Origin of the sequence: Frigoribacterium sp. CFBP 8759, assembly GCF_014841655.1 — a bacterium.
GTDB lineage: Bacteria > Actinomycetota > Actinomycetes > Actinomycetales > Microbacteriaceae > Frigoribacterium.
Map to the genome: position 1 here is coordinate 582428 of NZ_JACYUH010000001.1, position 24633 is coordinate 607060.

25 protein-coding genes are annotated in these 24633 nt (G+C 73.5%); 14 read left to right on the plus strand and 11 right to left on the minus strand.

Going from position 1 to position 24633, the window contains the following annotated elements; translation table 11 throughout:
• The first annotated feature begins 42 nt into the window (after positions 1-42).
• The gene (locus IFT79_RS02690) at positions 43-876 is read left to right on the plus strand and encodes an SDR family NAD(P)-dependent oxidoreductase (RefSeq protein ID WP_192122842.1); all 834 of its coding nucleotides are present in this window, start codon (positions 43-45) and stop codon (positions 874-876) included.
• Between the two features lie 106 nt (positions 877-982).
• On the opposite strand, the gene IFT79_RS02695 is transcribed toward IFT79_RS02690, so the two are convergent.
• Positions 983-1327 carry a ribonuclease E inhibitor RraB gene (locus IFT79_RS02695; protein ID WP_192122843.1) on the minus strand — a complete coding sequence of 115 codons (345 nt, stop codon included), beginning with the start codon at positions 1325-1327 and terminating at the stop codon, positions 983-985.
• A 20-nt stretch (positions 1328-1347) separates the two neighbouring features.
• Positions 1348-1500 carry a hypothetical protein gene (locus tag IFT79_RS02700; RefSeq protein ID WP_157485223.1) on the minus strand — a complete coding sequence of 51 codons (153 nt, stop codon included), beginning with the start codon at positions 1498-1500 and terminating at the stop codon, positions 1348-1350.
• 240 nt (positions 1501-1740) lie between these two features.
• On the opposite strand from IFT79_RS02700, the gene IFT79_RS02705 reads away from it, so the two are divergent.
• The 4 genes from IFT79_RS02705 to IFT79_RS16810 all read left to right on the plus strand — a co-directional run bounded on the left by IFT79_RS02705 (position 1741) and on the right by IFT79_RS16810 (position 6013).
• Entirely contained in the window at positions 1741-3228 is a 1488-nt protein-coding gene (locus IFT79_RS02705) for an alpha/beta hydrolase (protein WP_192122844.1), read from the plus strand.
• A complete protein-coding gene (locus IFT79_RS02710) occupies positions 3225-4838 on the plus strand; it encodes a GMC family oxidoreductase (RefSeq protein WP_173154349.1) in 1614 nt (537 codons plus the stop codon). The genes IFT79_RS02705 and IFT79_RS02710 overlap by 4 nt, the downstream gene beginning before the upstream one ends.
• Before the next feature lie 549 nt (positions 4839-5387).
• On the plus strand, positions 5388-5513 hold the full coding sequence (locus tag IFT79_RS16600) for a hypothetical protein (protein ID WP_274598580.1): 126 nt from the start codon (positions 5388-5390) through the stop codon (positions 5511-5513).
• A 38-nt stretch (positions 5514-5551) separates the two neighbouring features.
• Positions 5552-6013 (plus strand): DUF2809 domain-containing protein, encoded by a 462-nt coding sequence (locus IFT79_RS16810; protein WP_162234590.1) that lies wholly within the window; start codon positions 5552-5554, stop codon positions 6011-6013.
• A gap of 145 nt (positions 6014-6158) precedes the next feature.
• On the opposite strand, the gene IFT79_RS02720 is transcribed toward IFT79_RS16810, so the two are convergent.
• Genes IFT79_RS02720 through IFT79_RS02730 form a run of 3 tightly spaced genes read right to left on the minus strand, consistent with a single transcriptional unit; the run spans position 6159 to position 10335 of the window.
• Positions 6159-8312, minus strand: a complete 2154-nt coding sequence (locus IFT79_RS02720) for an iron ABC transporter permease (protein WP_342211750.1) — start codon at positions 8310-8312, stop codon at positions 6159-6161.
• 8 nt (positions 8313-8320) lie between these two features.
• A complete protein-coding gene (locus tag IFT79_RS02725) occupies positions 8321-9370 on the minus strand; it encodes an ABC transporter substrate-binding protein (RefSeq protein WP_304437902.1) in 1050 nt (349 codons plus the stop codon).
• Positions 9371-9384: 14 nt separating this feature from the next.
• Positions 9385-10335 carry an ATP-binding cassette domain-containing protein gene (locus IFT79_RS02730; protein WP_192122845.1) on the minus strand — a complete coding sequence of 317 codons (951 nt, stop codon included), beginning with the start codon at positions 10333-10335 and terminating at the stop codon, positions 9385-9387.
• A gap of 95 nt (positions 10336-10430) precedes the next feature.
• On the opposite strand from IFT79_RS02730, the gene bla reads away from it, so the two are divergent.
• The 6 genes from bla to IFT79_RS02760 all read left to right on the plus strand — a co-directional run.
• On the plus strand, positions 10431-11309 hold an 879-nt coding region (bla, locus tag IFT79_RS02735), incomplete at its 3' end, for a class A beta-lactamase (RefSeq protein WP_207116406.1).
• A 245-nt stretch (positions 11310-11554) separates the two neighbouring features.
• The gene (sigK, locus tag IFT79_RS02740; protein ID WP_123571661.1) at positions 11555-12139 is read left to right on the plus strand and encodes an ECF RNA polymerase sigma factor SigK; all 585 of its coding nucleotides are present in this window, start codon (positions 11555-11557) and stop codon (positions 12137-12139) included.
• 121 nt (positions 12140-12260) lie between these two features.
• A complete protein-coding gene (locus IFT79_RS02745) occupies positions 12261-12998 on the plus strand; it encodes a DUF4396 domain-containing protein (RefSeq protein ID WP_192122847.1) in 738 nt (245 codons plus the stop codon).
• A gap of 102 nt (positions 12999-13100) precedes the next feature.
• On the plus strand, positions 13101-13487 hold the full coding sequence (locus IFT79_RS02750; RefSeq protein ID WP_056042961.1) for an iron chaperone: 387 nt from the start codon (positions 13101-13103) through the stop codon (positions 13485-13487).
• Between the two features lie 218 nt (positions 13488-13705).
• Complete coding sequence (locus IFT79_RS02755; protein WP_056042964.1) at positions 13706-14005, plus strand: hypothetical protein; 300 nt, start codon at positions 13706-13708, stop codon at positions 14003-14005.
• A 169-nt stretch (positions 14006-14174) separates the two neighbouring features.
• The gene (locus tag IFT79_RS02760; RefSeq protein WP_056042968.1) at positions 14175-15074 is read left to right on the plus strand and encodes an SDR family oxidoreductase; all 900 of its coding nucleotides are present in this window, start codon (positions 14175-14177) and stop codon (positions 15072-15074) included.
• 81 nt (positions 15075-15155) lie between these two features.
• Here IFT79_RS02760 and IFT79_RS02765 read toward each other — a convergent pair whose 3' ends face one another.
• Complete coding sequence (locus tag IFT79_RS02765; RefSeq protein ID WP_192122848.1) at positions 15156-17621, minus strand: ATP-binding cassette domain-containing protein; 2466 nt, start codon at positions 17619-17621, stop codon at positions 15156-15158.
• Positions 17622-17776: 155 nt separating this feature from the next.
• Here IFT79_RS02765 and IFT79_RS02770 point away from each other — a divergent pair, with 155 nt between their 5' ends.
• On the plus strand, positions 17777-19024 hold the full coding sequence (locus IFT79_RS02770) for a hypothetical protein (RefSeq protein WP_192122849.1): 1248 nt from the start codon (positions 17777-17779) through the stop codon (positions 19022-19024).
• A gap of 170 nt (positions 19025-19194) precedes the next feature.
• Here IFT79_RS02770 and IFT79_RS02775 read toward each other — a convergent pair whose 3' ends face one another.
• Genes IFT79_RS02775 through IFT79_RS02785 form a run of 3 tightly spaced genes read right to left on the minus strand, consistent with a single transcriptional unit; the run spans position 19195 to position 20852 of the window.
• Complete coding sequence (locus IFT79_RS02775) at positions 19195-19797, minus strand: GIY-YIG nuclease family protein (RefSeq protein ID WP_446718848.1); 603 nt, start codon at positions 19795-19797, stop codon at positions 19195-19197.
• Positions 19798-19841: 44 nt separating this feature from the next.
• On the minus strand, positions 19842-20075 hold the full coding sequence (locus tag IFT79_RS02780; protein ID WP_192122850.1) for a PLDc N-terminal domain-containing protein: 234 nt from the start codon (positions 20073-20075) through the stop codon (positions 19842-19844).
• Positions 20076-20108: 33 nt separating this feature from the next.
• Complete coding sequence (locus IFT79_RS02785) at positions 20109-20852, minus strand: SDR family NAD(P)-dependent oxidoreductase (protein WP_192122851.1); 744 nt, start codon at positions 20850-20852, stop codon at positions 20109-20111.
• A 172-nt stretch (positions 20853-21024) separates the two neighbouring features.
• Here IFT79_RS02785 and IFT79_RS02790 point away from each other — a divergent pair, with 172 nt between their 5' ends.
• Both IFT79_RS02790 and IFT79_RS02795 read left to right on the plus strand, forming a co-directional pair.
• Positions 21025-21870, plus strand: coding sequence for a helix-turn-helix transcriptional regulator (locus IFT79_RS02790; RefSeq protein WP_056042983.1), 846 nt, complete (start codon positions 21025-21027; stop codon positions 21868-21870).
• A 137-nt stretch (positions 21871-22007) separates the two neighbouring features.
• Positions 22008-23054, plus strand: a complete 1047-nt coding sequence (locus IFT79_RS02795; protein ID WP_192122852.1) for a Gfo/Idh/MocA family protein — start codon at positions 22008-22010, stop codon at positions 23052-23054.
• A 92-nt stretch (positions 23055-23146) separates the two neighbouring features.
• Here IFT79_RS02795 and IFT79_RS02800 read toward each other — a convergent pair whose 3' ends face one another.
• Complete coding sequence (locus tag IFT79_RS02800) at positions 23147-24064, minus strand: hypothetical protein (protein ID WP_192122853.1); 918 nt, start codon at positions 24062-24064, stop codon at positions 23147-23149.
• Entirely contained in the window at positions 24057-24566 is a 510-nt protein-coding gene (locus IFT79_RS02805; protein WP_043594763.1) for an RNA polymerase sigma factor, read from the minus strand. Before IFT79_RS02805 ends, IFT79_RS02800 begins: the two co-directional genes overlap by 8 nt.
• Between the last annotated feature and the right edge of the window lie 67 nt (positions 24567-24633).

Sequence of the window (24633 nt, forward strand, 5' to 3'; positions counted from 1 at the left end):
GGTCGGGTGGGCCCCCGGGGCTCCAACGAGCAGGATGGCCCCATGAAGATCGAACTCGACGGCACCACCGCACTCGTCACCGGCTCGACCCAGGGCATCGGCTTCGCGATCGCCCGGGGGCTCGCCGCCGCCGGGGCCCGCGTCATCGTGAACGGACGCTCGACGGAGACCACGGGGGCGGCCCGGGCGCGCCTCCTCGACTCGCTGGCCGACGACGCCGCCTTCGCGGTCCTCGACGCCGGGCCCCGGGAGGCGCGGGTCGTCACGCTCGCGGCCGACCTGGCCACCGAGGCGGGCGCGCAGGCGGCGGTCGAGGCCTTCCCCGAGGTCGACGTGCTGGTGAACAACCTCGGCGTCTTCGGCTCGGCCGACGCGTTGAGCATCGACGACGACGAGTGGCGCCGCTACTTCGAGACGAACGTGCTCTCGGCCGTGCGCCTGACGCGGGCCTACCTGCCCGGCATGATGGAGCGCGGCTGGGGCCGCGTGCAGTACATCGCGAGCGACTCGGCGATCGTGACGCCGGTCGAGATGATCCACTACGGGGTGTCCAAGACGGCCCTGCTCGGGGTGTCGCGGGGGTTCGCGAAGGCGGCCGCGGGTTCGGGCGTGACGGTCAACAGCGTCATCGCCGGGCCGACGCACACGGGCGGCGTCGAGGAGTTCGTGCGCGAGCTGGTCGGCGACGACCTGCCCTGGGACGAGGCCCAGCACGAGTTCATGCTGAAGCACCGACCGCAGTCGCTCATCCAGCGACTGATCGAGCCGGAGGAGATCGCCAACATGGTGGTCTACCTCAGCTCGCGCTTCGCCTCGGCGACGACGGGCGGGGCGCTGCGGGTCGACGGCGGCTACGTCGACGCGATCGTCCCGTAAGGCGGGAGGCGATGTCGAACCACCGACGTGGTGTCGAACCATGCACATCGGCGGTTCGACACCACCCCGGTGGTGCGACCCGGGGGCACAGGCGGGTGCAGGCGGGTCAGGCCTGGGCTTCGGCGATGACCTCGGCGCTCCAGCCGTCGTACCGACCGCCGGATCGCTGCACGACGTCGAACACCTCTCGGGTGAAGGTCACGGCGCGGTCGTCGTCGAGCGCGTCCTCCCGGCTGGCCCGGAGATCTGCCCCCAGCAGACCGTGCCGGGTGACCGTCGCGTCGTAGCCCGCCGTGCGGAGTTCGTCGGCCGCGCGTTCGGCAGCCGATCGGCGCGAGAAGTCGGCCGCGTGCGTGACGGTCCGTGCGAGGTCGAACCGATCACGGAGCTCGTTGCGGGTCACCAGCTGGGCGGCACACCGCTGGAGGTGGACGACGAGTCCCTCGTCCATCGTCGTACCCCGGGCCCCGACTAGCGGGTGCGGGCGGCGGGACGTCCGCCGCGGCCCCGGCGGTCGGCACGAGGCGCACGGGTGGGCAGCACCGCCGCGACCAGGAAGAAGACGATGCCGAAGATGACGACGATCGACCCGATGACCATGAGGGCGATGATGACGGTTTCCATCCGCCCATCCTCCCGGGCGGGCGGGGCGGGCACAAGGCGCGACTCCTGAGCATCCGCCACCCGCGCCTCCTCGGGGTACGCCTCCCAGCGTCGGGACCACCCGCGGTGGGCAATCAGTCGTACCACCGGCACGGTCCGCACGCCCTCATTCGGCCCGATGACGGTGGCGCGCCGTAGCGTCGAGTCCGCCGGGACGACGGGGGTCGTCGCCCGGCCCCACGTCTTCTCCGAGGAGTCCGAGTGACCAGCGACACCACCACACGCCCCACCCTGTTCTGCCTGCACGCGCTCGGCATGAGCCGGCTCGAGTACGGTCCCGTCACCGAGGCGCTCGGCGACGACGTCGAGGTGGTCGCCCTCGACCTGCCCGGCTTCGGCGACGCCACCACGGCCGACGGGGTGACCGTCGACGACATGGTCCGTCAGGTCACCCGGCAGATCCGCCGGCACGGCGCCACCCGCTGGCTGCTCGTCGGTCACAGCATGGGTGGCAAGATCGCGTCGATCGTCGCCGCGCGCACGCTCGCCGGGCAGGGCGGGCTCTTCGGCCTCGCCGGGGTCGTGCTGCTCGCGGCGTCCCCGCCGTCACCCGAGCCCATGAGCGAGTCGAACCGCGAGCAGATGATCGCCGCGGCCGCCGCCGGCCCGCTCGACGCCGACACGGCCCGCAGCTTCGTCGACGACAACGTCGGCGCTCCCCTGGCCACGCCGCTCGACGACCAGGCCCTCGCCGACCTGCACCGCACCTCCCCCGAGGCGTGGACCGCATGGTTCGACCGCGGCAGCCGCGAGGACTGGTCGGCCGAGGTCGGCACCCTCGACGTGCCCGCCCTGATCGTCGCCGGGGGCGCCGACGGGCCGTTGGGCGAGGACGCCCAGCGTCGCCTGAACGGCGCCGTCTACCCGCGTGCCACGCACCTCACCCTGGACGGCGCGGGGCACCTGTTGCCGCTCGAGCGCCCGACCGAGGTCGCTTCGGCCGTCCTCGACTTCTGGCGCGACGACGCGGGGCGGGCTCCGGTCATGTCGGACGACTTCGCCCGCGTCATCGCCTCGAGCCGCACCGCCTCGAACACCCGCGGCATCCTCGCCCGGCGCGCCGTCGCCGACGACCCGCGCTACGTCCCACAGGTGCTGACCGAGGCGCAGCTGACCACGTTGCGTGCCGTGGCCTCCCGCGTCGTGCCGCAGGACGACCCCGACCACTCGGTCGACCTCGCCGCGCGGGTCGACGCCCAGCTCGCCGCCGGCTACGGCGACGGCTGGCGCAACGCCGACCTGCCGAGCGACCCCGAGGCCTACGCGCTGGGCCTCGACGCCCTCGCCGACTTCACGGGGCTGACCTACGAGCAGCAGGACGAGCGGCTCGCCGCGATCGTCGCGGGCGATCCCGACGACGCCCTCGGGACCGTCGGCGACAGCGGTGGCGGCGACTCGCACCACGGCGGCGACCAGGACGACGCCGGGATGACCGGCGGCACCCCCGGGCGCACGGGGCAACCCAGCCCCGACGAGGCCCACCCCTTCTCGGTCGAGCAGCTCACCGCGTGGTTCGAGGACTGCCGCGTCGACCTGGTCAAGCTCTGGCTCGCCCACCCCGCGACGATGGAACGCATCGGCTTCGACGGTTTCGCGAACGGCCGTGCCGGTCGCGCCCTGCAAGGATTCAGCCGGCTCGGTGCCGGCCAACGAGAGGGCTGGGAACCAGCCATGGAGGTCACCCGATGAAGCTCGACGGACAACGCACCTACGACGAGTCCGAGGTCGTCGACGCGGTCGTGATCGGCACCGGCGCCGGTGGCGCCCCGATCCTGGCGAAGCTCGCCCTGCAGGGCCTCTCGGTCGTCGCCCTCGAGGCCGGCCGCAACTTCGAGCCCGACGAGTACACGCAGGACGAGATCGAGGCCGTCAAGATCAACTGGATGGACGAGCGCCTCAGCGGCGGCGAGACCCCGACCGCGTTCGGCCAGAACAACAGCGGCAAGGGCGTCGGCGGTTCGACCCTGCACTGGGGCGCCTTCACCCCCCGTCCCGACGAGCGCGACCTCAAGCTCAAGTCCCTCACGGGCAAGGGCGAGGACTGGCCGGTCGACCACGCCGAGCTGATCGGGTACATCGAAGAGGTCGAGCACTTCGTCGGCGTCTCCGGCCCGGCCGACTACCCGTGGGACCCGTCGCGGTCGTACCTGATGCCGCCGCCCGCCCGCAACGCGTCGAGCGACATGATGATCCGCGGGTGCGAGGCCCTGGGCATCCGGGCCACGGACGCCCCGGCGGCCCTGGTCAGCCGTGACTGGCGCCAGGAGCACGTCGGCACCCGCCCGGCCTGCGTCGGCTGCGGCAGCTGCCACCAGGGGTGCCGCAGCGGCGCCAAGGTCAGCATGGACACCAGCTACCTGCCGATGGCCGTCGCGAACGGGGCCGAGATCCGCCCCGAGTCGATGGTCACGGGCATCGAGCTCGACGAGGCGGGCGAGGTGTCGGCCGTGGTCTACGTCCGCGACGGGGTCGAGCACCGCCAGCGCACCGCCGCGCTCTTCCTCTGCGCAGGCGGCGTCGAGACCCCGCGCCTGCTCTTGCACGCCGGCATCGCCAACAGCAGCGACCAGGTCGGCCGCAACTTCATGGCCCACGGCGCGACGCAGGTCTGGGGCACGTTCGACACCGAGATGCGCGGCTACCGCGGGTACCCGTCGTCGATCATCACCGAAGACACGATGCGGCCCGAGGGCGTCGACTTCGTCGGCGGCTACCTGATCCAGAGCCTCGGCGCCATGCCGTTGACGCTGGCGACGACCCTGGCCCGCGGTGCCGGCCTCTGGGGCCCCGAACTCGTGGAGGCGCTCGACGACTACCGCTTCATGGCCGGCGTCGGCATCAACGCCGAGTGCCTGCCGAGCGAACAGAACCGCCTGACGCTGTCCGACGAGGTCGACGAGTTCGGCATGCCCAAGGTCGTCGTCACCTTCACGCCCGGCGACAACGAGAAGGCGATCGACGACCACGCCGTCGAGACGATGACCGCGATCGTCGAGGCGGCCGGGGGCCGCGACATCCGCGTCCTGGCCCGCACGGCGCACACGATCGGCACCTGCCGCATGGGCACCGACCCGGCGACGGCCGTGGTCGACCCCGACGGGCGCAGCTTCGACGTGCCGAACCTCTGGATCGCCGACAACTCGGTCTTCCCGAGTGCCGTCGTCGCGAACCCCGCCCTGACGATCATGGCCCTCGGCCTGCGCACCGCCGACCGCTTCCTGGCGAGCGCCGGGCTGACGGGCACCGTCGCCGGCGAGCGCGTCGGCGCGGACGTCTCGCGCGTCGTCGACGCGGCCTGACCTGCAGCACGCGACCCGCGCCTCCTGAGCTCCCCAGCCCAGGAGGCGCGGGTCGCGCCGGCGAGGAACGCCCCCGTGACGCAGGGCCACGGGGGCGCCCTCTCTCCTAGCCCTTACGCCACAGGTCGAACACGAACCGGGCCACGGTCACGAACAACGTCGCGATCTGCAGCCACGGCACGGTCTTCCTGGGCTGGCCCTCGGCGTCTTTCGACATGAGGATCACCTCCTGGTGTGCGCGCCGGCGGACACGAGGAGCGGAAGGTGCCAGGGATGCAATCCAGGAGGACCTGGATTACAATTGACCGAGTAGTGAACTCGGGATTGCTAGCATCCCTGGTCTTCCACTCGGAGGACAAACGAAGCCCACGATCGTTCTAGCGGTCGTGGGCTTCACTCTTGCCCGGGGCCGTGACCCGGCGGTGCCCGGCCCCAGGGACGATCCTAGATGAGACATGTCGGTCCGGCGGCGGGGGGTTCGTCCTCCCGGCGCGCGGCGTGGTCCCCGAGACGGACGCGACCCGGCTCGCCCGTTCGTAGGCTCGACGGATGACCTCTCCAACCCCGCGCCGGGCGATCGCGACGTCGGTGGTGGCTGCGGTTGTGGCCGGGGTGGCCGACGGGCGGTCGGCCGACGGCCTGTCGTTCGGCGTCCAGACCGGGTGCCTCTCGTGACGCCGCCCGTCGAGTGGTCGCGAAGCGTCCCTCCCGCTGTGCGGAAGGACGATTCGGGACCACTCGACCCGCGGGCCGCAGATCCGGGGGATGCTCGACGACTGCGGCCGCGGGCGCGGCGGCGGCGGCTGCTGACGGCGGTCGCGGCGGCGGCGACCGTCGCCCTCGGCGTCGTCGCGAAGCTCGCCGTCCCCGGGCTGACGGGCGACCTGCTCGGCTCGGCGCTCTACACGGTGCTGCTCGCCCTGCTGCTCGCGCTCGTCGCCCCGCGTCTCGTCGCCCCGCGCCTGGCCGCCCCCGCCGCGGCCGGGGCCGCCACCGCGGCGTCGGTCGGCATCGAGCTGCTCCAGCTGACCGGACTGCCCGCCGCCGCCGCCGACGCGTTCCCGCCCGTCGCGTGGGTGCTCGGCTCCACCTTCGTGGCGACCGACCTGCTCGGGTACCTGGCGGGAGGCGTCGCGGGGCTGGTGCTGCTCCGGGTGCTGCGCCGCGCCTCCTGACGTCCCGACCCCGGGAGGCGCGGGTCGAGTGGGCAGAAAACGTCCTTCGTCGAGGCGGGAAGGACATCTTCTGCCCACTCGACCGGCCCGGGGCGCGGACGCCGGGCGCCAAGGCAGGCGGCCAGGGCGTCAGTGCGCCGGGGCGTCAGCTCGCGGAGGCCCGCCCGCGCCAGAGCAGCCAGACGAAGTACGGCGTGCCGATGACGGCGGTCAGCAGGCCGGCGCCGAGCTGTGCCGGGGCGATCAGCGTGCGGCCGAGCACGTCGGCGGCGCAGACCAGCACCGCGCCGAGCAGCACGGCCACGGGCAGCACCCGTGCGTGCCGCCGTCCGACCAGCGACCGGGCGGCGTGCGGGGCGACGAGTCCGACGAATCCGACCACGCCCACGGCGGCCACGGCCGTCGCCGTGAGCAGCACCGCGAGCGACAGGAAGACCAGGCGCGACCGCGAGAGCGAGACCCCGAGGAGGCGCGGGGTGTCGTCGTCCACCCCCAGCAGGTCGAGGCGACGGCGCAGCAGCACGACCACCACGAGCGCGGCCACGAGCACCAGCGACACCGGCAGCGCGTCGTCCAGCGTGCGGCCGTAGGTCGAACCCGACAGCCAGGTCAGCGCCTTCGCTCCGTTGAACGGGTCGGTCAGGACGATCAGCAGGCTGATCGCGGCCGCCGTCGCCGTCGAGACGCCGATGCCGATCAGCACGAGCCGGTTCTGCGGGAAGCCACCGCGGGAGGCTAGGCCGAACACGACGACGGCCGCCACGACGGCTCCGGCGAACGCCGCGCCGGCGATGCCCCAGCCGGTCGCGAGCGGCACGCTGGTGACGAGCAGCACGGCCCCGAGGCCGGCTCCGCCCGTCACGCCGAGGATGCCCGGCTCGGCGAGCGGGTTGCGCGTGACGGCCTGAACGAGCGTGCCGGCGAGCGCCAGCGCCGCCCCCGCGGCGAGGGCGGCCACGACCCGGGGGACGCGGGTGTCGAGCACGTAGGTGACGACGCGGCCGGACCGACCGACCACCCAGTTGGCGACGTCGCCGAGCAGCAGCTTGGCGTCGCCGAGCAGCACCGAGCCGAGGACGACGGCGACGAGGGCGGCGAGCACGACCACGACGACGACCACGAACCGCAGGCGGGAGACCACGGGGTGCCGGTCGGTCGGGGTGACGCCTCCGTGGTCGCGGGCACGGAAGGCCAGCACGACGAGGACGACCGCCCCGAGCAGCGAGGTCACGACGCCGGTCGGCACCTGGACCGACGTCTCGGCACCGACCAGGGCGCGCAGCAGCACGTCGGCGCCGAGCACGAGGGCGGCGCCCGCCAGGGCCGCGAGGGGCAGGAAGACGAGGAAGCGGCGGACGGAGGGCACGGCCCGACGCAGCAGGCGGACGAGGGCGGGGGCGCAGAGGCCGACGAAGCCGATCGGCCCCGCGAGGGTGACGGCGGCGGCCGAGAGCAGCACGGCGGCGAGGACGGTGACCACGCGGGTCGTGCGGACGTCGACGCCGACGCTGCGGGCGGCGTCGTCCCCGAGCGCGAGGGCGTCCACGCGGACGTTCATCGCGACGAGCACGAGCAGCCCCACGACGATCACCGGGGCGAGCTGGACGACGCCGTCGAAGCCGTTCTGCGAGATGCTGCCCTGGCCCCAGGCGTAGAGCCCGGCGGTCTGCTGCGGGAAGAGCAGCAGCAGGGCGCTCGTCACCGAGGCGAGGCCGAGGGCGAGGGCGCTGCCGGCGAGCACGAGCCGCACGGTGCCGGCGCCCAGCCCGGACACCGCGAGCACGAGGCCCGCGGCGAGCAGCCCGCCGACGAACGCGACGCCGGACGAGGCGAGCAGGGGCAGGCTGAGCCCCGTGACGGCCGCGAGCGCGAGCGCCGCGTAGGCGCCGGCGTTGACGGCGAGGGTGTCGGGCGAGGCGAGCACGTTGCGGCTCATCTGTTGCAGGGCCGCACCGGCGGCTCCGAGGGCGACGCCGACCAGCAGGCCGGCGACCATCCGGGGGAGGCGCGAGGCCACGACCACGGACGCGTCGCCTGCCGTCGCGGTGCCGGTCAGCGCCTGCCAGACCTGCCGGGCGCCGACGTCGGCGGTGCCCTGCGTGACGTCCACGAGGGCGAGCACCACGACGACGGCGACCAGCGCGACCGTCACGCCCACCGACCCGAGCGTGACCCGGCGGGGGGCGGCGAGCCGCGCCTCCTGGGCTCGCGCCGCGCGGATCGCCCGCTCGTCGCGCCCGGTGGCGGGCTCGCCGAGCCGGGGCGGCGCGGGGTCGGTGGGGGTGACGGTCGTGCTCACGGTGCCGGTTACTTCGTCAGGGTCGACACCAGCGAGTCGACGTAGGCGGTCATCGCGGCGGGGCCGCCGAACATCCAGATGCCGTCGTCGAGACGGTGCACGTCACCGGACTGCACGAACGGCAGCGACGTCCAGACGGCGTTCGAGGCGAGCGACACCGCGAACGGGTCGTCGGCACCGGCGGCGGTGTTGTCGATGTAGAGGAACTGCACGTCGGCCGGCAGCTGGGTGAGGCCCTCGACGTCGGTCGTGGCGAGGCCGTACGCCTCGTCGCCCTCGACGGTCCAGGCGTTCGTCAGGCCGAGCTCCTCGGTGACGTCGGACACGAGCGAGCCCTTGGCGTAGGGGCGGATGCTCACCTGGCCGGCGTCGACATAGGCGTCGGCGAAGGCGAAGGGCTGACCTGCGAGACCGGCGTCGGCGAGGGCCTGCTTGCCCGCCTCGACGGCGTCGGTGAACTCCTTCTTCACCTCGGTCGCCTTCTCTTCGGTGCCGGTCGCCTTGGCGATGAGGTCGAGGTTGTCCATGCTGTGCTCGATCTGGCGCGAGGCGTCGGCCGAGGTGATCTGCAGCACGGGAGCGATCTCCTTCAGCTGCTCGACGGCGTCGGCGCTCAGGCCGTCGGTCGCGACGATCAGGTCGGGTGCGAGCGACGCGACGGTGTCGAGGCTCGGCTCGCCGCGGGTGCCGATGTCGGTCGGCTCGTTGGTGAGCGGCACGGCGGCGTCCCACTCGTTGTACCCCTTCACGTCGGCGACGCCCACGGGTTCGACGCCGAGGGCGACGAGGTCCTCGACGACGTTCCACTCGGTGCCGACGACCTTCGTCGCGGGACCGTCGAGGGTGATCTCGGCCCCCGTGCCGTCGGTCAGGGTGATCTGCTCGCCGCTGCCCGAGGTCGAGCCGGCGTCGGCCGACTCGGTGGTGCCGCAGCCGGCGAGGGTCAGGGCCGCGGCCGCGGCGACGGCGGTGACCGTCAGCAGTCGGCGGGCGGGGCGGCGGGCGGGGCCGCCGGTGGTCGGGGTGTGGCGGGGCGTCGTCATCAGGCGCTGGGTCACGGGTGGTGTCTCTCTCATCGGACGGGCGTCTCGGCCCGGGTGTGGTGTCGGCCGATCGCGCGGGTGCGCAGGTGGCCGGTGGTGGGGTCGGTGTCGACGTCGATGCGGATGCCCCAGACGTCGGTCAGGAGGCGCGGTGTCAGCACGTCCCCGGGGTCGCCCTCGGCGACGATGCGGCCTTCGCTCAGCACGACGATGCGGTCGGCGAGCGCGGCGGCCTGATCGAGGTCGTGCAGCACGACTCCGACCGCGATGCGGCCCGAGTCGGCCAGGTCGCGCACGAGGTCGAGCAGCTCGACCTGGTAGCGCAGGTCGAGGTAGGTGGTGGGCTCGTCGAGCAGCAGCACCCCGGTGTCCTGAGCGAGGCAGCTGGCCAGCCAGACGCGCTGCAGCTGACCGCCCGAGAGCTGGTCGACGCCGCGGTCGGCGAGGTCGGCCACGCCGGTGAGTCCGAGCGCGCGGTCGACGGCGGCGGGGCCGTCCGGGTCGGAGCGCCCCCAGCGGCCGCGGTGCGGGTAGCGGCCGAACTCGACGACGTCGCGCACGCTGAGGCCGCCGGGGGTCGGGCGCCCCTGCGTCAGCAGCGCCACCCGCCGCGCGAACTGCCGCAGCGACAGCTCGAACCCGTCGACCGTCTCGTCGCCCGCGTCCGCGCTCGCGCGGTCGAGTGGTCGCGAATCGTCCCTCCCCGAGGCGCGGACGACGTTCTCGGACCACTCGACCCCCGCAGGAGGCGCGGCGAGGGTCAGCGAGCCCGTGCGCGGCTTCTGCAGCCGGGCGAGGGTGCGCAGCAACGTCGACTTGCCGCTGCCGTTCGGGCCGACGAGGGCGGTGACGCAGCCGGGTCGGAGCTCGAGGCGGGCCCCGCGGACGACGTCGACGCCGTCGTAGGCGACCGAGACGTCGTCGGCACGGAGGGTGGCCGAGGCGGGTGCGGTGGCCGCGAGGGGCAGGTCGGTGGTCACGCGCTTAGGTTAGCCTAACCTCACCCCGGTGCCGCAACCCGACCTCTCGACGTCGAGCCGACCCGCGCCTCCGGGGCGTCGGCGAGACTGGACCGATGACCTCCCGGACGACGAAGACGACGACCCTCCTGACGGCCAGCGCCCTGGGCCTGGGACTCGCGCTGACCGGCTGCTCGACGCCCGGGTCCTCGGCACCCGCCCCGAGCCCGACCGCGACGCCGGTCCCCCTGCCCAGCCCGATCGTCGCGCCCGACCTCGCGACCCCCGAGGTCGAGGCCGCGCTGACCGACCTCGAGACGCGGTACGACGCGCGCGTCGGCCTCTCCGTGCTCGACACCGGCTCGGGCGCGACCCTCGACCACCGGGCCGACGAACGCTTCGGGTACGCGTCGAGCCTCAAGGCGTTCGCCGTGGCGGCCCTGCTCGACGCGACCGACGACGCCGACCTGGATCGCGTCGTCACCTGGACCCAGGCCGAGGTCGACGCCGCGGGGTACTCGCCGCTGACCAGCGAGCACGTCGCCGACGGGCTCCCGCTGCGGCAGCTCGCCGAGGCGGCCGTCCGGCAGAGCGACAACACGGCGCTGAACCTGGTGCTCGCCGAGCTCGGCGGCCCGGCCGGGCTCGACGCCGCCCTCGCCGCGCAGGGCGACGACGTGACCGACGTCGTCCACGGCGAGCCCGAGCTCAACACGCTCACCCCGGGCAGCACGGCCGACACGACCACGCCCGCCGCCTTCACCGCCACCCTCGCCCGCATCACAGACGGCGACTGGCTCGCCGCCGACGACCGCGCCACCCTGCTCGAGTGGATGTCGGGCAACGCGACCGGCGACACCCTGATCCGTGCCGGCGCTCCCGACGGCTGGCAGGTCGCCGACAAGTCAGGAGGCGCGGGCGGCATCCGCAACGACGTCGCGATCGTCGTCCCCCCGTCGGGCGACCCCGTGGTGATCTCGGTGCTCACCACGCGCNGTGCATCGTTCGGAACCGGGTTCTTCGCGCACTGACGGCCGGGGGTCAGGAGGCGCGGCGGGGGTGACGAGCGCCGTGCTCACCGCGCCGGTCACCTCCGCGTCTGCCCGGCAGCTGACGACCACCGCAGACACGACTCGTGACCCCCGGTCTGGGGTCACCGCTTTCAATTCAAGCGCATAGAGTTCGAGGGGTGCCGTCGGTGGCACGAAACCTCGATCCCGAGCCCCCCGGACTGGACGCCATGTCTCTTGCACCTGCGCCACCCGTGGGGACCGAGCGCTCCGACGACGACCTCCTCGTCCTCGTCGCCGAAGGCAACCAGCAAGCCTTCGCGGTCTTCTACGACCGGACGGCTGCCCGTGTCCTCGGACTGGTCCGTCGCATCCTGGTCGATCCGGCGCAGTCCGAGGAAGTCACGCAGGAGATCTTCCTGGAGGCCTGGCAGACCGCCGGGCGCTTCGATCCCGCGCGTGGCAAGGCATCGTCGTGGCTGCTCACGATGGCGCACCGCCGCGCCGTCGACCGGGTGCGCGCCTCCCAGTCCTCACGCGACCGCGACCTCGCGGTCGGTGCCAAGGAATTCGTCGACGCACGGGACGACGTGGCGGAGACGGCCGAGACCCGGGTCGAGCACGAGCGAGTGACGAAGGCCATGCGCACCTTGACCGACCTGCAGCAGCAAGCCCTCGAGCTGGTGTACTTCGGCGGGCTGAGCCACAGCGAGGCTGCCCGTGAGGCCGGCGTCGCCATCGGGACGATGAAGACCCGCATCCGCGATGCCCTGATCACCCTCCGTCGACTGATCGCAGAAACGGAAGCGGCCTGACCGATTCATCCCCCGGGATCGGGCCGGAGGCACGTGCCGAGCAGATCGGCGTCGAACAGCGGGCCTCACGACGTTCTCGTCGACGTCGACGCTCGGCATCGTCAGGGTGTTGGGTCGATGGATGGTCGCCGCCTCACCTGTCCTGACCGTCGACGCGTTCCCCGTCGGGTTCACGTTCCTCTCGTGGACCTTCATCGCCATCGGTGTCGTCTGCGCGGTCGGTGTCGCGGCCGACGTGGCCCGCCGCCCACAGCCGATGGCCGTGATGAACGTGGTGTGGCCCGTGACGATGCTGTTCGGCGGGCTCGCGTGGCTGCTGTTCTACCGTCGGACCGCGCGCGCCGCCCTGCGAGGACTGAGCCAGGACGAGCGCGGGAGTTCGATGGCGGTCTCCGTCGCCACGGGTACCAGCCATTGCGGCGCGGGTTGCGCGATCGGCGACCTCGTCGCAGAGTTCGCCCTCGTCGCCTTCCCCGTCATCGGCGTCGTCGTCGGCCGGGGCACCCTGTACGACGACGAGATCTTCGCCGGCTGGATCATCGACTTCGTCCTCGCCTTCGCTCTCGGGATCGTGTTCCAGTACTTCTCCATCGCCCCGATGCGCGGCCTCGGCCTCCGAGCCGGCATCGTGGCCGCCCTCAAGGCCGACGCCCTGTCGATCTCGGCGTGGCAGGTCGGAATGTACGGGGTGATGGCGCTGGCCCAGTTCCTCGTCCTGCCCTCACTCTTCGGCGGGCGCGCGGACGTCGTCAGTCCGGAATTCTGGTTCGTCATGCAGATCGCCATGCTCGCCGGGTTCGCGACCTCCTACCCCGTCAACTGGCTCCTCATCAGGTCGGGCGTGAAAGAAGCGATGTGATCCGATGCAGACCTCGACGCCGCACACGAACGCTCGGCCCGGGGGCTGGCGCCCGCGCTCGTTCCGTCGCACACTGGTGCCCAGCGAACGAGAGGACTCGTCATGAGCGACACCGTGGTCGATCAGTACATCGCGGGGTTCCCGCCCGAGAGACGCGAAGCGCTCGAACGGGTGAGGCGGGCCATCCACGCCGGGTGCACCGGCGGCGTCGAGAGCCTGCGGTACGGCATGCCGGCCATCCGCTTCGAGGACGGGCAGACGCTCTACTTCGCGGCCTGGACGCGCCACCTCGGCATCTACCCCGTGCCCCGGTTCGACGAAGCCCTCGAAGGCGACGTCTCCCCTCACCGACGCGCCAAGGACACCGTCGCCTTCGGCTGGGGCCGCCCCGTCCCCGACCAGCTGGTCGAGCGGATCAGCCGCGCGATCGCGTGCGGCGCGGCGACGATCGTGGACGCCCCTCCCCCGGCGTTCGCCGTCACCCGCTGACGGATCCACGCACCCCACTGACGCCCCCTCCGCACTCCTCCGAGCCGCGGCGCCCGCCACCGCTCGTCGCGACGCGTCGCGTCGCGTCGCGTCGCGTCGGGTCGGGTCGGGTCGGGTCGGGTCGGGTCGGGTCCCGCCAGCCGATCACCCGGCCTTCACGGTCCGAAAGTCGCTAGCTTCCACGAGAAATGCTCACCCCGATTCTGAGGAGACCCGACATGACCGACGCCACCCCCTACCCCGGCCCTGGCACCACCGGCCCCGCCACGACGACCAAGAAGACGATGGGCGTCCTGTCGCTCGTCTTCGGCATCGTCAGCATCGTCTTCTGCCTCTTCCTGCCGGTGCTGTGGATCCTCCTCGCCATCGCCGCCGTGGTGCTCGGCTTCCTGTCGCGCAAGCGCGAGCCGGCCGCCCGCACCATGGCGACGGTCGGCATCGTGCTCGGCTTCATCGGCATCGTGGCCAACATCGGCTCGATGGTCGCTGGCGCGCTGATCATGACCCAGGGCCTCTAGCCCGCACGACGATCCGGACGAGTGGTCGCCGATCGTCCTCCGCCACGATGGCGGGCACGATCCGCGGCCGCTCGTCCGCTGCGTCCGGGCCCGTACCCCGAACGCGCCGCGTCGGCGGAGGCGGCCCGGCGTAGCGTCCAGGGCACCCCCGAACCAGAGAGGACCCCGCATGACCCGCGACCAGTACACCTTCTCCGACCCGCGCACGCTCTACCCCACGATCAGCCCCGAGGTGCAGCACCAGGACGAGCCCGGCCTGCAGTCGCAGATGACGCCCGTCCCCGACCTCGGCGAGGAGACCTACCGCGGCACGGGACGCCTGCAGGGGCGCAAGGCCCTCATCACGGGTGCCGACTCGGGCATCGGCGCCGCCGTCGCGATCGCCTACGCCCGCGAGGGTGCCGACGTCGCCCTGAACTACCTGCCGAGCGAACAGTCCGACGCCGACCACGTCATCGCGCTCGTCGAGGCCGCGGGGCAGAAGGCCGTGGCCCTCCCCGGGGACCTGACCAGCGCCTCCTTCTGTCGCGAACTGGTGCAGAAGGCGGTCGACGGACTCGGCGGCCTCGACGCCGTCGTCAACGTCGCCGGCAAGCAGGTCTGGCACGAGGACATCGCCGACATCACCGACGAGCAGTTCGACCTGACCTTCCGCACCAACGTCTACGCCCCGTTCTGGATCGTCAAGGCCGCCGTGCCGCACCTCGCCCCCGGCTCGACGATCATCAACACCGCCTCGGCCGAGGCCCACACGCCCGCGCCCGACCGCCTCGACTACGCCGCCACCAAGGGTGCGGTCAACAACCTGTCGAAGGGCATGGCGCAGCAGCTCATCACGAAGGGCATCCGCGTCAACGTCGTCGCGCCCGGCCCGACCTGGACCGTGCTGCAGGTGACCGACGGCGTCGACCCCGAGTCGCTGCCCGAGTTCGGCTCGAGCGAGGCCCCGCTCGGTCGCGCCGGCCAGCCCGCCGAGCAGGCCCCGGCCTACGTGTTCCTCGCCTCGGCCGAGTCGAGCTTCGTCTCGGGCGAGACGCTCAACGTCAACGGCGGCATGGTCTCGCCGTAGCCCGACCGACGACGGAACCGAGGAGGCGCGGGTCGGCTGGACCGCGCCTCCTCGGCTCCTCGGGTCAGTGGCCCCGGCGGCTCAGGCGGGCAGCGCCGCCGCGAGGTACGGCGCGGTGCGACTACCGGTGGCTCCGGCCACCTGTTCGGGAGTCCCGACGGCGAGCACGCGCCCACCGGCGTCCCCTCCGCCGGGGCCCAGGTCGATGACGTGGTCGGACGCCGCCACGACGCCCATGTGGTGCTCCACCACGACGACCGTGTTGCCCGCGTCGACGAGCAGCTGCAACTGGGTGACGAGCAGCTCGACGTCGGCGGGGTGCAGGCCCGTCGTGGGCTCGTCGAGCAGGTAGAGCGTGTGGCCCGAGCGTGCCCGCTGCAGTTCGGTCGCGAGCTTGATGCGCTGCGCCTCGCCGCCCGAGAGTTCGGTGGCCGGCTGACCGAGTCGCAGGTAGCCGAGCCCGACCTGCCGCAACGTCTCGAGGGCCCGGGAGGCACTGGTCACCTCGGCGAGGAACGTCGCCGCCTCGTCGACCGTCATCGCGAGCACGTCCGCCACGGTCGCGCCGTGCCACGTGACCTCGAGCGTCTCGGCGTTGTAGCGGGCTCCGTGGCACTCGGGGCACGGCGAGTAGCTGCCGGGCAGGAAGAGCAGCTCGACCGAGACGAACCCCTCGCCCTGGCAGACCTCGCAGCGGCCCCCAGCGACGTTGAACGAGAAGCGTCCGGCGCCGTACCCCCGGGCCCGTGCCTCGTCGGTCGCGGCGAAGGCCTGGCGCACCGCGTCGAACAGGCCCGTGTACGTCGCGAGGTTCGACCGCGGAGTCCGGCCGATCGGCTTCTGGTCGACCTGCACGACGCGGTCGACCCGCTCGTGGCTCGTCGCCGTCTCGGCCAGCACGCCGCCGACCAGCGTCGACTTGCCCGAGCCCGACACCCCCGTGACCGCGGTCAGCACGCCGAGCGGCAGGTCGACGTCGACGCCGTCGAGGTTGTGCCGGGTGACGCCACGCAGTTCGAGGGTGGCGGTCGGTTCGCGGCGGACGGGCGACCCGCCCTGGGCGCGACCGTCGGCGGAGGGGTCGAGGAACCGCCTCGTGACGGAGTCGGCGACCCCGGCGAGCCCGGCGACGGGCCCGCTGTAGAGCACCGCGCCTCCTTGACTGCCCGCCCCCGGGCCGACGTCGACGACCCAGTCGGCGCGACGCACGATGCTCATGTCGTGCTCGACGACGAACACCGAGTTGCCGCTCGCCCGCAGCCGCTCGAGCACCTCGACGAGGGACTCGGCGTCGGCAGGGTGCAGGCCGGCGCTCGGCTCGTCGAGCACGTAGACGACGCCGAACAGGCCCGAGCGCAGCTGCGTCGCGATGCGGAGCCGCTGCATCTCGCCCGGCGACAGGGTCGGCGTCGCACGGCCGAGGCTGAGGTAGCCGAGCCCGAGGTCGGCGAGCACGGTCGTCCGGGCCAGCAGGTCGGAGGCGATGCGGACGGCGACCTCCGTGACCTCGCCCGACGACGCGTTCGACACCGCCGCCGACGCACTCGTCAGGGTCGCCGTCGGCCGCAGGACGTCGCCCAGCTCGGCGATCGGCAGGGCGTTGAGCTCGGCGATCGTCCGGCCGGCGAAGGTCACGGCGAGTGCCGCCCGGGTCAGGCCGCTGCCACCGCAGAGCGAGCAGGGACCGCTCTCGACGTACTGCAGGACCTTGGTCCGCTGGGTCTCGCTCTGCGAGTCGGCGAGGGTGTGCAGGACGAAGGCGCGGGCGCTCCAGAAGCGGCCCTTGTACGGCTTGGCGACGCGGTCGCGCTGGGGGGTCACCTCGACCACGGGCTGCTCCTCGGTGTAGAGCAGCCAGTCGCGATCGGCCTGCGGCAGGTCACGCCAGGGGCGGTCGATGTCGTAGCCGAGCACGCTCGTGACGTCGCGGAGGTTCTTGCCCTGCCAGGCTCCCGGCCAGGCGGTGATCGCGCCGTCGCGGATGCTCAGGTCGGGGTCGTGGACGACGGACGCCTCGGTCACCTCGTGCGCGATGCCGAGCCCGTGGCAGCGCGGGCAGGCCCCCGCGACCGTGTTCGGCGAGAACGAGTCGGACTCGAGCCGGTCGGCCCCCGCGGGGTAGCTGCCGGCCCGCGAGTAGAGCATCCGCATCGAGTTCGACAGGGTGGTCAGGGTGCCGACGGTCGACCGCGAGCTCGGGGCGCCGCGGCGCTGCTGCAGGGCGACGGCCGGGGGCAGGCCGGTGATCTCGTCGACGTGCGGGGCGCCGCCCTGGGCGATCAGCCGCCGCGCGTAGGGGGCGACGGACTCGAAGAAGCGGCGCTGCGCCTCGGCGAAGATCGTGCCGAAGGCCAGCGACGACTTGCCAGAGCCCGAGACGCCGGTGAACGCGACGATGCTGTCGCGCGGGACGTCGACGTCGACCGCGCGCAGGTTGTTCTCGCGAGCGCCGCGGACGCGGACGAAACCGCGGGCGTGGACGTCGGCGGGGGCGTCGGAGGGGGCGTCGGGCAGGTCGGGCACGTCGGGAGGGGCGGTGTCGGGCATCCGGTCGATGCTACGGGTGTCCGACGGAGTCGGCCCGGGTGCCGGTGGCCCGTCGGGGTGCCGGTGCGGTGTCGGTGCGGTGTCGGCGGGCTGCCGGGCTGCCGGGCTGCCGGGCTGCCGGGCCGAGTGTCGGTGGCCCGTCGTAGCGTGTGCGCGTGCCCGAGCCGATCGCCGCCTGGTGGGCGCGACGCCGGTCGTCGCGCGGCCTCGCCGTGCCCTACCCCGTGGGCAGCTACCGCGAGGCGTGGGCGTCGTACCCGGTGCTCGTGCGGCAGTACCGGCCCGAACACAACGGCGGCATCGTGCTCAGCCAGATCCCGCCCGCGGCCGACGTGTGGCTGTGCTGGCTCTGCGACGCGGGCCACGTCTTCGTCGCCACCCCCGACGAACAGCGGCACCGGCCCGGGCGCGAGCGCCGGCGGTCGTCGTGGTGCCCCGAGTGCAGCGAGCTCGCCGCTCCGCGCGCCCTGCCGATGAGACCGCCGATGGCACCCGCGGCGGCGGTCCGCGCACAGGCCGAGGGCATGCCGGCGCAGGGCGCGAGCGCACCGAGCCAGGCCCGGCCGGCACCGGGCGATGCCGGGACGGCGTCCGGCCAGGCCTGGGCGGCCCAGACCGCAGGAGGCGCGGTGCCGGCGGCCCCGTCACCCCCGCCCCGGCGTCGCCGCGGCTCGAGCACGGGTCTGCCGTCGACGACGCCGCGCGCGGAGGCGAGCCGCAGTCCCGAGCCCTCCCGCGCCTCCCCCACCTCGCCGCTGGTCAACGACATCCGCACCGAGCGTGCCTCCTCGTCCACCGGCGCCTCCCGCACCGCTCGCGCCTCCCCGCCCATCAGCGGCTCCCGCACCGAGCGCGCCTCCCTGCCCATCAGCACCTCCCTCACCGAACGCGCGTCCCGGCCGGCCCGCGCCCCTCGGCCGACCCGCGCCTCCCGGCCGGTGTGCGACAAGACGCCGGCCCTGCCGACCGGTACGCCCTTCGTCAGCGCGTGTGCCCCCAAGCCGGCGTCGGCGGTCGAGGCCGAGCTGCGAGCCGGACTGACGGCCCGGCTCGAGTTCGAGCCCGGTCTGAACGCGGTGCGGGTCGGGCGTCCCTTCTTCGACCACGTCGAGGTGTGGCCCGACATCGTGCTGAGCGAGCTGCGGGTCGCGATCGAGTACGACTCGACCGGGCGGCACGGGCTCGAGCACGTCGGGCACCGCGAGACCGCCGACCGCCGCAAGGACGCCGCGCTGCGGGCCGCCGGCTGGGAGGTCGTACGGCTCCGGACCGGAAAGCTGCCCCCGCTCGGCCCCCACGACCTGCAACTCTCGGGGCTGACGCGGCAGACGGTGCCCCTGCTGCTCGACGAGCTGCGTGACATCCGCGGCCCGCTGCTCGTCGACGCCTACCTGCGCCGCTGAGTACGGCGCGCCCCCCGGCACGGCAGGGCCGGGCGGGACCACGACACCGCACCGCGTTTCGTGCACGGCACCCGATCTCGTTGCGGTGCGCTGCACGAAACACGGTGCGACGTTCAGAACGTGGTGTGACGCGACCCCCGGGCCAGCCAGGCTAGCCAGGCCAGTCGGGCTCAGCCGCGCAGGGCCAGCGCCTCGCTGCGCCAGCGGGCGTAGCGCTGCCACGGATCGTCGATGCCCTCGGCGAGCGCCGCCACGTGGGCGTCGAGCTCGGCACTCCGGGCGAACCATTCGGTGCGACCGAACCGGGACGCCGCGAACTGGCCGTGCCGTCGCCGTTCGACCAGGCGGTCGCCGCGCTCGAAGGCCAGGAGTTCGTCGTGCCAGAGCGTCCTCAGCCGCTGTCGGGGGTTCGACGAGGTGCCGATCTTGATGCGGTCCTCGAAGCGGATGTAGTAGACGACGTCGACCCGCACGACCCCGAGCTCGCCGTCGGGCACGTCGCCCTGACGCCACTCGCAGACGGCGCAGAGCCACCCCGACGGCCAGTGCACGCCGAGCCGCGACCCGCACGCGAGGCACGGCGACGGCAGCAGGTCGGTCACTCCCTCGCCCGACCCCTCGAGCGAGGCGGCCCAGTCGGCGGCGAGCGCGAGGTGCCGATCGCAGAGCGGCACGGGGGACGACGGATCGACCGGACGACCGCAGGAGTCGTCGCCGAGCCGCCCCGTGCCTCCTCGGCAGGTGTCGTCGGGTCGGGGCGTCGGGCTGGTCACCCCCGCAGGCTAGGTGCGGCCACCGACACCCGGCCGGGCCCGGCTCAGTCGTGCTCGTGGTCGATGCGCAGCCCGAGCGGGTGCGGCCCGAGCAGCAGCCAGACCGCACCGGCACCGAGCGGGAAGAAGACGGCGGCGACCGTCCAGACCGTGCGCTCGAGCTGCGTCGTGTCGGCACGCCGTCGGACGGCACGCACGATGCTGACGACGATCACGAGGTACACGACCGCCACGACGATCGCCACCACCGCCGGACCCCAGTCACCCCATGTGCTCATCCACCCAGCCTAGGGTGCGGCCCCCAGCCCGCCTCAGTGACCGCTGAGCCGCGCCAGCACCTCGTCGTAGCGCCCCTCGGCCTCGGCGTTGCGCAGGAACTTGACCCGCTCGACCAGGATCTCGTGGGCGTCGGGCTGGGCCTCGAGCAGCGCCATGGTCTCGTCGAGGTACTCGTCGAGCGGCATGGCCGACGGGTCGTCCTGCTGGCCGAGCAGGGTGGTCTGCACGGCCGGCGGCACGAGTTCGACGACCTGGACGCTCGTGCCGGCGAGCTGCACGCGGATGCCCTCGCTGAACGAGTGGATCGCCGCCTTGGTCGCGTTGTAGGTCGGCGTGATCGGCAGCGGCACGCTCGCGAGCCCGGACGACACGGTCACGATCGACGCCGCCGGCCGTGACTGCAGGAACGACGTCCACGCGGCGATCAGGCGGATCGGCCCGAGCAGGTTCGTCGTGACGATCGCCTCGGCGGTCGGGAGGAACTCACCTGTCGTGACGTCCTCGGTCTGCATGATGCCGGCCATCGCGACCACGACGTTGGTCTCGGGCCAGCGGCGTTGCACCTCGGCCGAGACGTCGACGACGGCCTGCGGGTCGGTGGTGTCGAGCTCGACGGCCTCGAGGCCCGGGTGGTCGCGGACGATCTGGTCGAGCAGGGCCCGGCGTCGGCCCGCCACGACGACGGTGTTGCCGGCGGCCTGCAGGCGCCGGGCGAGGCCCAGGCCGATGCCGGACGTGGCTCCGGGGATGAACACGGTGTTGCCGCTGATCTTCACGGTTGCTCCTTCGGGTGTGCCGCGCTCGGCGCGGCCGGTGGTCGTCGCCGCGCCGAGGGTGGTCGGGGCGACGACCCCACTCTGACCCGGGGAGGCGCGAGGCGGCAGAGAGCGCTCGTCCAGGGATCGCCACTCCCTGGTCGGCGAGCGACGGGGCTGACAGCATGGGGCGATGGACCGCGCCGAACTCGCCGACTTCCTCCGCCACCGCCGCGAGGCGCTCCGGCCGTCCGACGTCGGGCTGCCCGAGGGCGTGCGTCGGCGAACCGCGGGACTGCGTCGTGAAGAGGTGGCGGGGCTCGTCGGCATGTCGACCGACTACTACGCGCGGCTCGAGCAGCAGCGCGGCCCCCAGCCGTCCGAGCAGATGCTGGTCGCGCTCACCCGGGCGCTGCGGCTGAGCCTCGACGAGCGCGACCATCTCTACCGCCTGACCGGTCACCACCCGCCGCGCCGCACACGCGGCGGCGACCACGTCAGTCCCGCCCTGCTGCGGGTGCTCGACCGTCTGGACGACACCCCCGCGCTCGTCCTCAGCGACCTGGCCGAGACGCTCGCGCAGAACCGGCTCGCGGTCGCCCTGCTCGGCGACCAGATGAGGCACGAGGGTCTCGACCGCAGCGCGTTCCACCGGTGGTTCACCGACCCGGCCGAGCGCGCCTCCTACCCGGTCGAGGACCACGCGCACCAACTCGAGCTGCAGGCGTCCGGGCTGCGGGCGGCGCTCAGCCTGGCGGGCGGCCGCGGGCGACCGCGCGAACTGGTGGAGGCGCTGCTCGCCTCGAGCGACGAGTTCGCGACGATCTGGAGCCGTCACGCGGTCCACCAACGTTTCGACGACCGCAAGACGCTGTTGCATCCCGAGCTCGGCCGCATCGAGGTGGACTGCCAGGCCCTCTTCACCGAGGACCAGTCGCAGACGCTCCTCGTGCTGACGGCGACGCCCGGGTCCGACGACGACGCCAAGCTGCGCTTGCTCGACGTGATCGGCATCGGGCGGTTCGCCGAACACGAGTGAGGGCGAGGGGCGACCGTCAGACACCCGCAGCCGCACACTGGCAGCCGCCCGCACCCACACCCACACCCACACCCGCACCCGCACCCGCACCCGCGAAGATGGATGCACCCACGACGACGTGACCCCGAGGAGAACGCATGTCCCTGCAGACCCCGAGCACCCAGAGCACCCCGAGCTTGCCCGCTTCAACGGCCGTCCCGTTGCGGGGCGGGCCGGTCCTCCGCTGGGGCGTGATCGGCCCGGGCGAGATCGCCGGCGACTTCACCGACGCCCTGCACGCGCACACCGACCAGCGGGTGGTCGCCGTGGCCTCGCGCAGCCTCGACCGGGCCGAGGCGTTCGCCCGCGCCCACGGCGTCGACACCGCCCACGGGGACGCGGAGGCGCTGGTCGCGTCCCCCGACGTCGACGTCGTCTACGTGGCCACGCCCCACACCCGGCACCTGCCCGACGCCCTGACCGCGATCCGTGGCGGGAAGCACGTCCTGATCGAGAAGCCGATGGCGACCAGCACCGCCGAAGCCGACGAGATCGTGGCTGCGGCGAGCGCCGCGGGGGTCCTCGCGATGGAGGCGCTCTGGACGCGGTACCTGCCGCACACCACCGTCATCGCCGAACTGCTCGCCGAGGGGGCGATCGGAGACGTGCGACTGGCGACCGCCGACGTCGCCTGGGCGAACGACCTCTCGGCCGGCGGACGCATGACGGACCCGGCCCTCGGCGGCGGCGCCCTGCTCGACATCGGCGTCTACGCCTTCTGGTTCACCCAGTTCGCCACCGGTCACCCCGTCGAGTGGCACGCCACCGGCTCGACCCGGGCCGACGGCGTCGACCTCGACGCGGCCGTCGTCACCCGCACGGCCGACGGGGTGCTGGCCACCGCGGCGACCAGCCTGCTCACGACCTCGCCCGGGCTCGGCACGATCTCGGGCACGACCGGCTCGATCCGCACCCTGCAGAACCTGGTCTTCCCCGCGACGTTCGAGCTGACCACGGGCAGCGGCTCGGCCGTCTGGAGCGACCCGTCCGTCCCGACCGGCCGCGAGGGCTTGGCCTACCAGGCGACGGCCCTGGCGTCCTACGTCGATGCCGGGCTGCGCGACTCGCCTCTGCACTCGCTGGCCGACTCGAGGTCGCTGCTCGCGACGATCGAGGCGACCCGCGCCTCCTTGACCATCGTCTGACCCTGCCGAGACGTCACGACGTGTGGCTCAGGTCCAGGGTGGAGCGGCACGTCGGACCTCTCGGCCACCCGTGCCCGAGCCCAGGACTCGGCTCAACTCGCGACCGGGGGCACCGACGCGACGGCGATGTCGTGGCCGTCCGCGGCACGGATCTCGACGGACGCCACGTCGGGCCGCAGCACGGCCGCGTTCAACCGACAGTCGACGCGCACGTCCGACCCGAGGAACGCACCGGACTCGTACTCACGCCCGTCGCCCCCGACCACCACGACCGTGAACGCCGAGCCCGTCGGCAGGCCGTCGATGCTGAGGACGGTCTCGGTGCCCCAGGTGTGGGCGACGAGGTCTCCGTCGAGGTCGACCCCGGCCGGCTGACCGACGAAGTCCACGTGCTCGACGGCACCGAGGGTGCCGGCCGGGCCGGCCACCACCGTGTCGCGAGGCATCGCGAGGAGGACTCCGCCCCCGGCCCCGATCGCCAGGCACGCGGCGGCGGCGACGGCGATCAGCAGCGGGCGACGGCCCCGGCCCGAGCGGGCGGTGGCGACGTGGGGACCGATGCGCGGGACCGTCGGGTCGACCCCCATCGTGCCGGCGCCGGACAGGATGCCGGCATCGGAGGCGGTGCCGACGCCCGAGGCGGTGCCGACGTCCGAGGCGATGCCGTCATCGGTCGCCCGCCCCACGGCCGGGTCGTCTCCGGCCCGTCCGACGGCGTCGACGCGCTCGCGGAGTCCGTCGCTCGGGGCGACCTCGTCCCAACGACCGAAGTCCGAGAGCCCTCCGACGACGACGCCCAGCGCCGCCAACTCGGCGTCGATCGACGGGTCGGCGGCCCGCAACGCGTCGAACTCGACGCGTTCGCCCGGCGAGAGGTCGTCCGCGAGCGCCGCGGCCGTCAACTCGTCACGACGGGCGTCGGCGCCCCCGACACCGTCGGCGCCCCCGCCGTCCCCGGCACCGGCACCGGCACCGTCACCGGCCCCCACCCCTGGCGTGCGGTCAGTCATCGGTCGTCTCCTGGTCGTCGAGGTGGGTGCGGAGGGCACGCAGCGCGTGGAACACACGGGTGCGGAGGGTCGCCACGGGCACGCCCGTGCGCTCGGAGACCTCGCGGTAGCTCAGGCCCTCGAGGTGGACGGCCACCACGGCCGCCCGGTGGTCGTCGCTCAGGCGGGCGAGCCCCTCGGCCATGCCCAGGCGCTCGAGCGGGTCGGCGACGGTCGCCACGGGGTCGGGGGCGTGCTCGAGCGGCACGACCGACGGCGTGCGCGTGCGTGCCCGGTACACGTCGAGCACGACGCGGCGTTCGATCGCGAACAGCCAGGTGCGGACGCTGCCGCGGTCGGCGTCGAACGAGTCGCGGGCGCGCCAGGCCCGCACGAAGGTCTCTTGCACGCAGTCCTCGGCGAGCGCCCGGTCGCGGAGGGCGTTGACGGCGAAACCGAGCAGCGACGAGCCGTGTTCGACGAACGCGGCCCGGACGTCGAGACCGGACGACCCCTCGCTCATCGGGCTCCGATCTGCGGCGCGGCCCGGGACGGGCCCCGCGCGACCCATGACGGCGATCATCCGCCTG

Coding starts and splice junctions, on each gene's coding strand:
- IFT79_RS02765 (WP_192122848.1), bottom strand. CDS start 17,621: ATGCCCGACACCGCCCCTCCCGACGTGCCCGACCTGCCCGACGCCCCC.
- sigK (WP_123571661.1), top strand. CDS start 11,555: ATGTCTCTTGCACCTGCGCCACCCGTGGGGACCGAGCGCTCCGACGAC.
- IFT79_RS02805 (WP_043594763.1), bottom strand. CDS start 24,566: ATGAGCGAGGGGTCGTCCGGTCTCGACGTCCGGGCCGCGTTCGTCGAA.
- IFT79_RS02700 (WP_157485223.1), bottom strand. CDS start 1,500: ATGGAAACCGTCATCATCGCCCTCATGGTCATCGGGTCGATCGTCGTC.
- IFT79_RS02780 (WP_192122850.1), bottom strand. CDS start 20,075: ATGAGCACATGGGGTGACTGGGGTCCGGCGGTGGTGGCGATCGTCGTG.
- IFT79_RS16600 (WP_274598580.1), top strand. CDS start 5,388: ATGACCTCTCCAACCCCGCGCCGGGCGATCGCGACGTCGGTGGTGGCT.
- IFT79_RS02790 (WP_056042983.1), top strand. CDS start 21,025: ATGGACCGCGCCGAACTCGCCGACTTCCTCCGCCACCGCCGCGAGGCG.
- IFT79_RS02800 (WP_192122853.1), bottom strand. CDS start 24,064: ATGACTGACCGCACGCCAGGGGTGGGGGCCGGTGACGGTGCCGGTGCC.
- IFT79_RS02710 (WP_173154349.1), top strand. CDS start 3,225: ATGAAGCTCGACGGACAACGCACCTACGACGAGTCCGAGGTCGTCGAC.
- IFT79_RS02760 (WP_056042968.1), top strand. CDS start 14,175: ATGACCCGCGACCAGTACACCTTCTCCGACCCGCGCACGCTCTACCCC.
- IFT79_RS02750 (WP_056042961.1), top strand. CDS start 13,101: ATGAGCGACACCGTGGTCGATCAGTACATCGCGGGGTTCCCGCCCGAG.
- IFT79_RS02690 (WP_192122842.1), top strand. CDS start 43: ATGAAGATCGAACTCGACGGCACCACCGCACTCGTCACCGGCTCGACC.
- IFT79_RS02695 (WP_192122843.1), bottom strand. CDS start 1,327: ATGGACGAGGGACTCGTCGTCCACCTCCAGCGGTGTGCCGCCCAGCTG.
- IFT79_RS02745 (WP_192122847.1), top strand. CDS start 12,261: ATGGTCGCCGCCTCACCTGTCCTGACCGTCGACGCGTTCCCCGTCGGG.
- IFT79_RS02755 (WP_056042964.1), top strand. CDS start 13,706: ATGACCGACGCCACCCCCTACCCCGGCCCTGGCACCACCGGCCCCGCC.
- IFT79_RS02795 (WP_192122852.1), top strand. CDS start 22,008: ATGTCCCTGCAGACCCCGAGCACCCAGAGCACCCCGAGCTTGCCCGCT.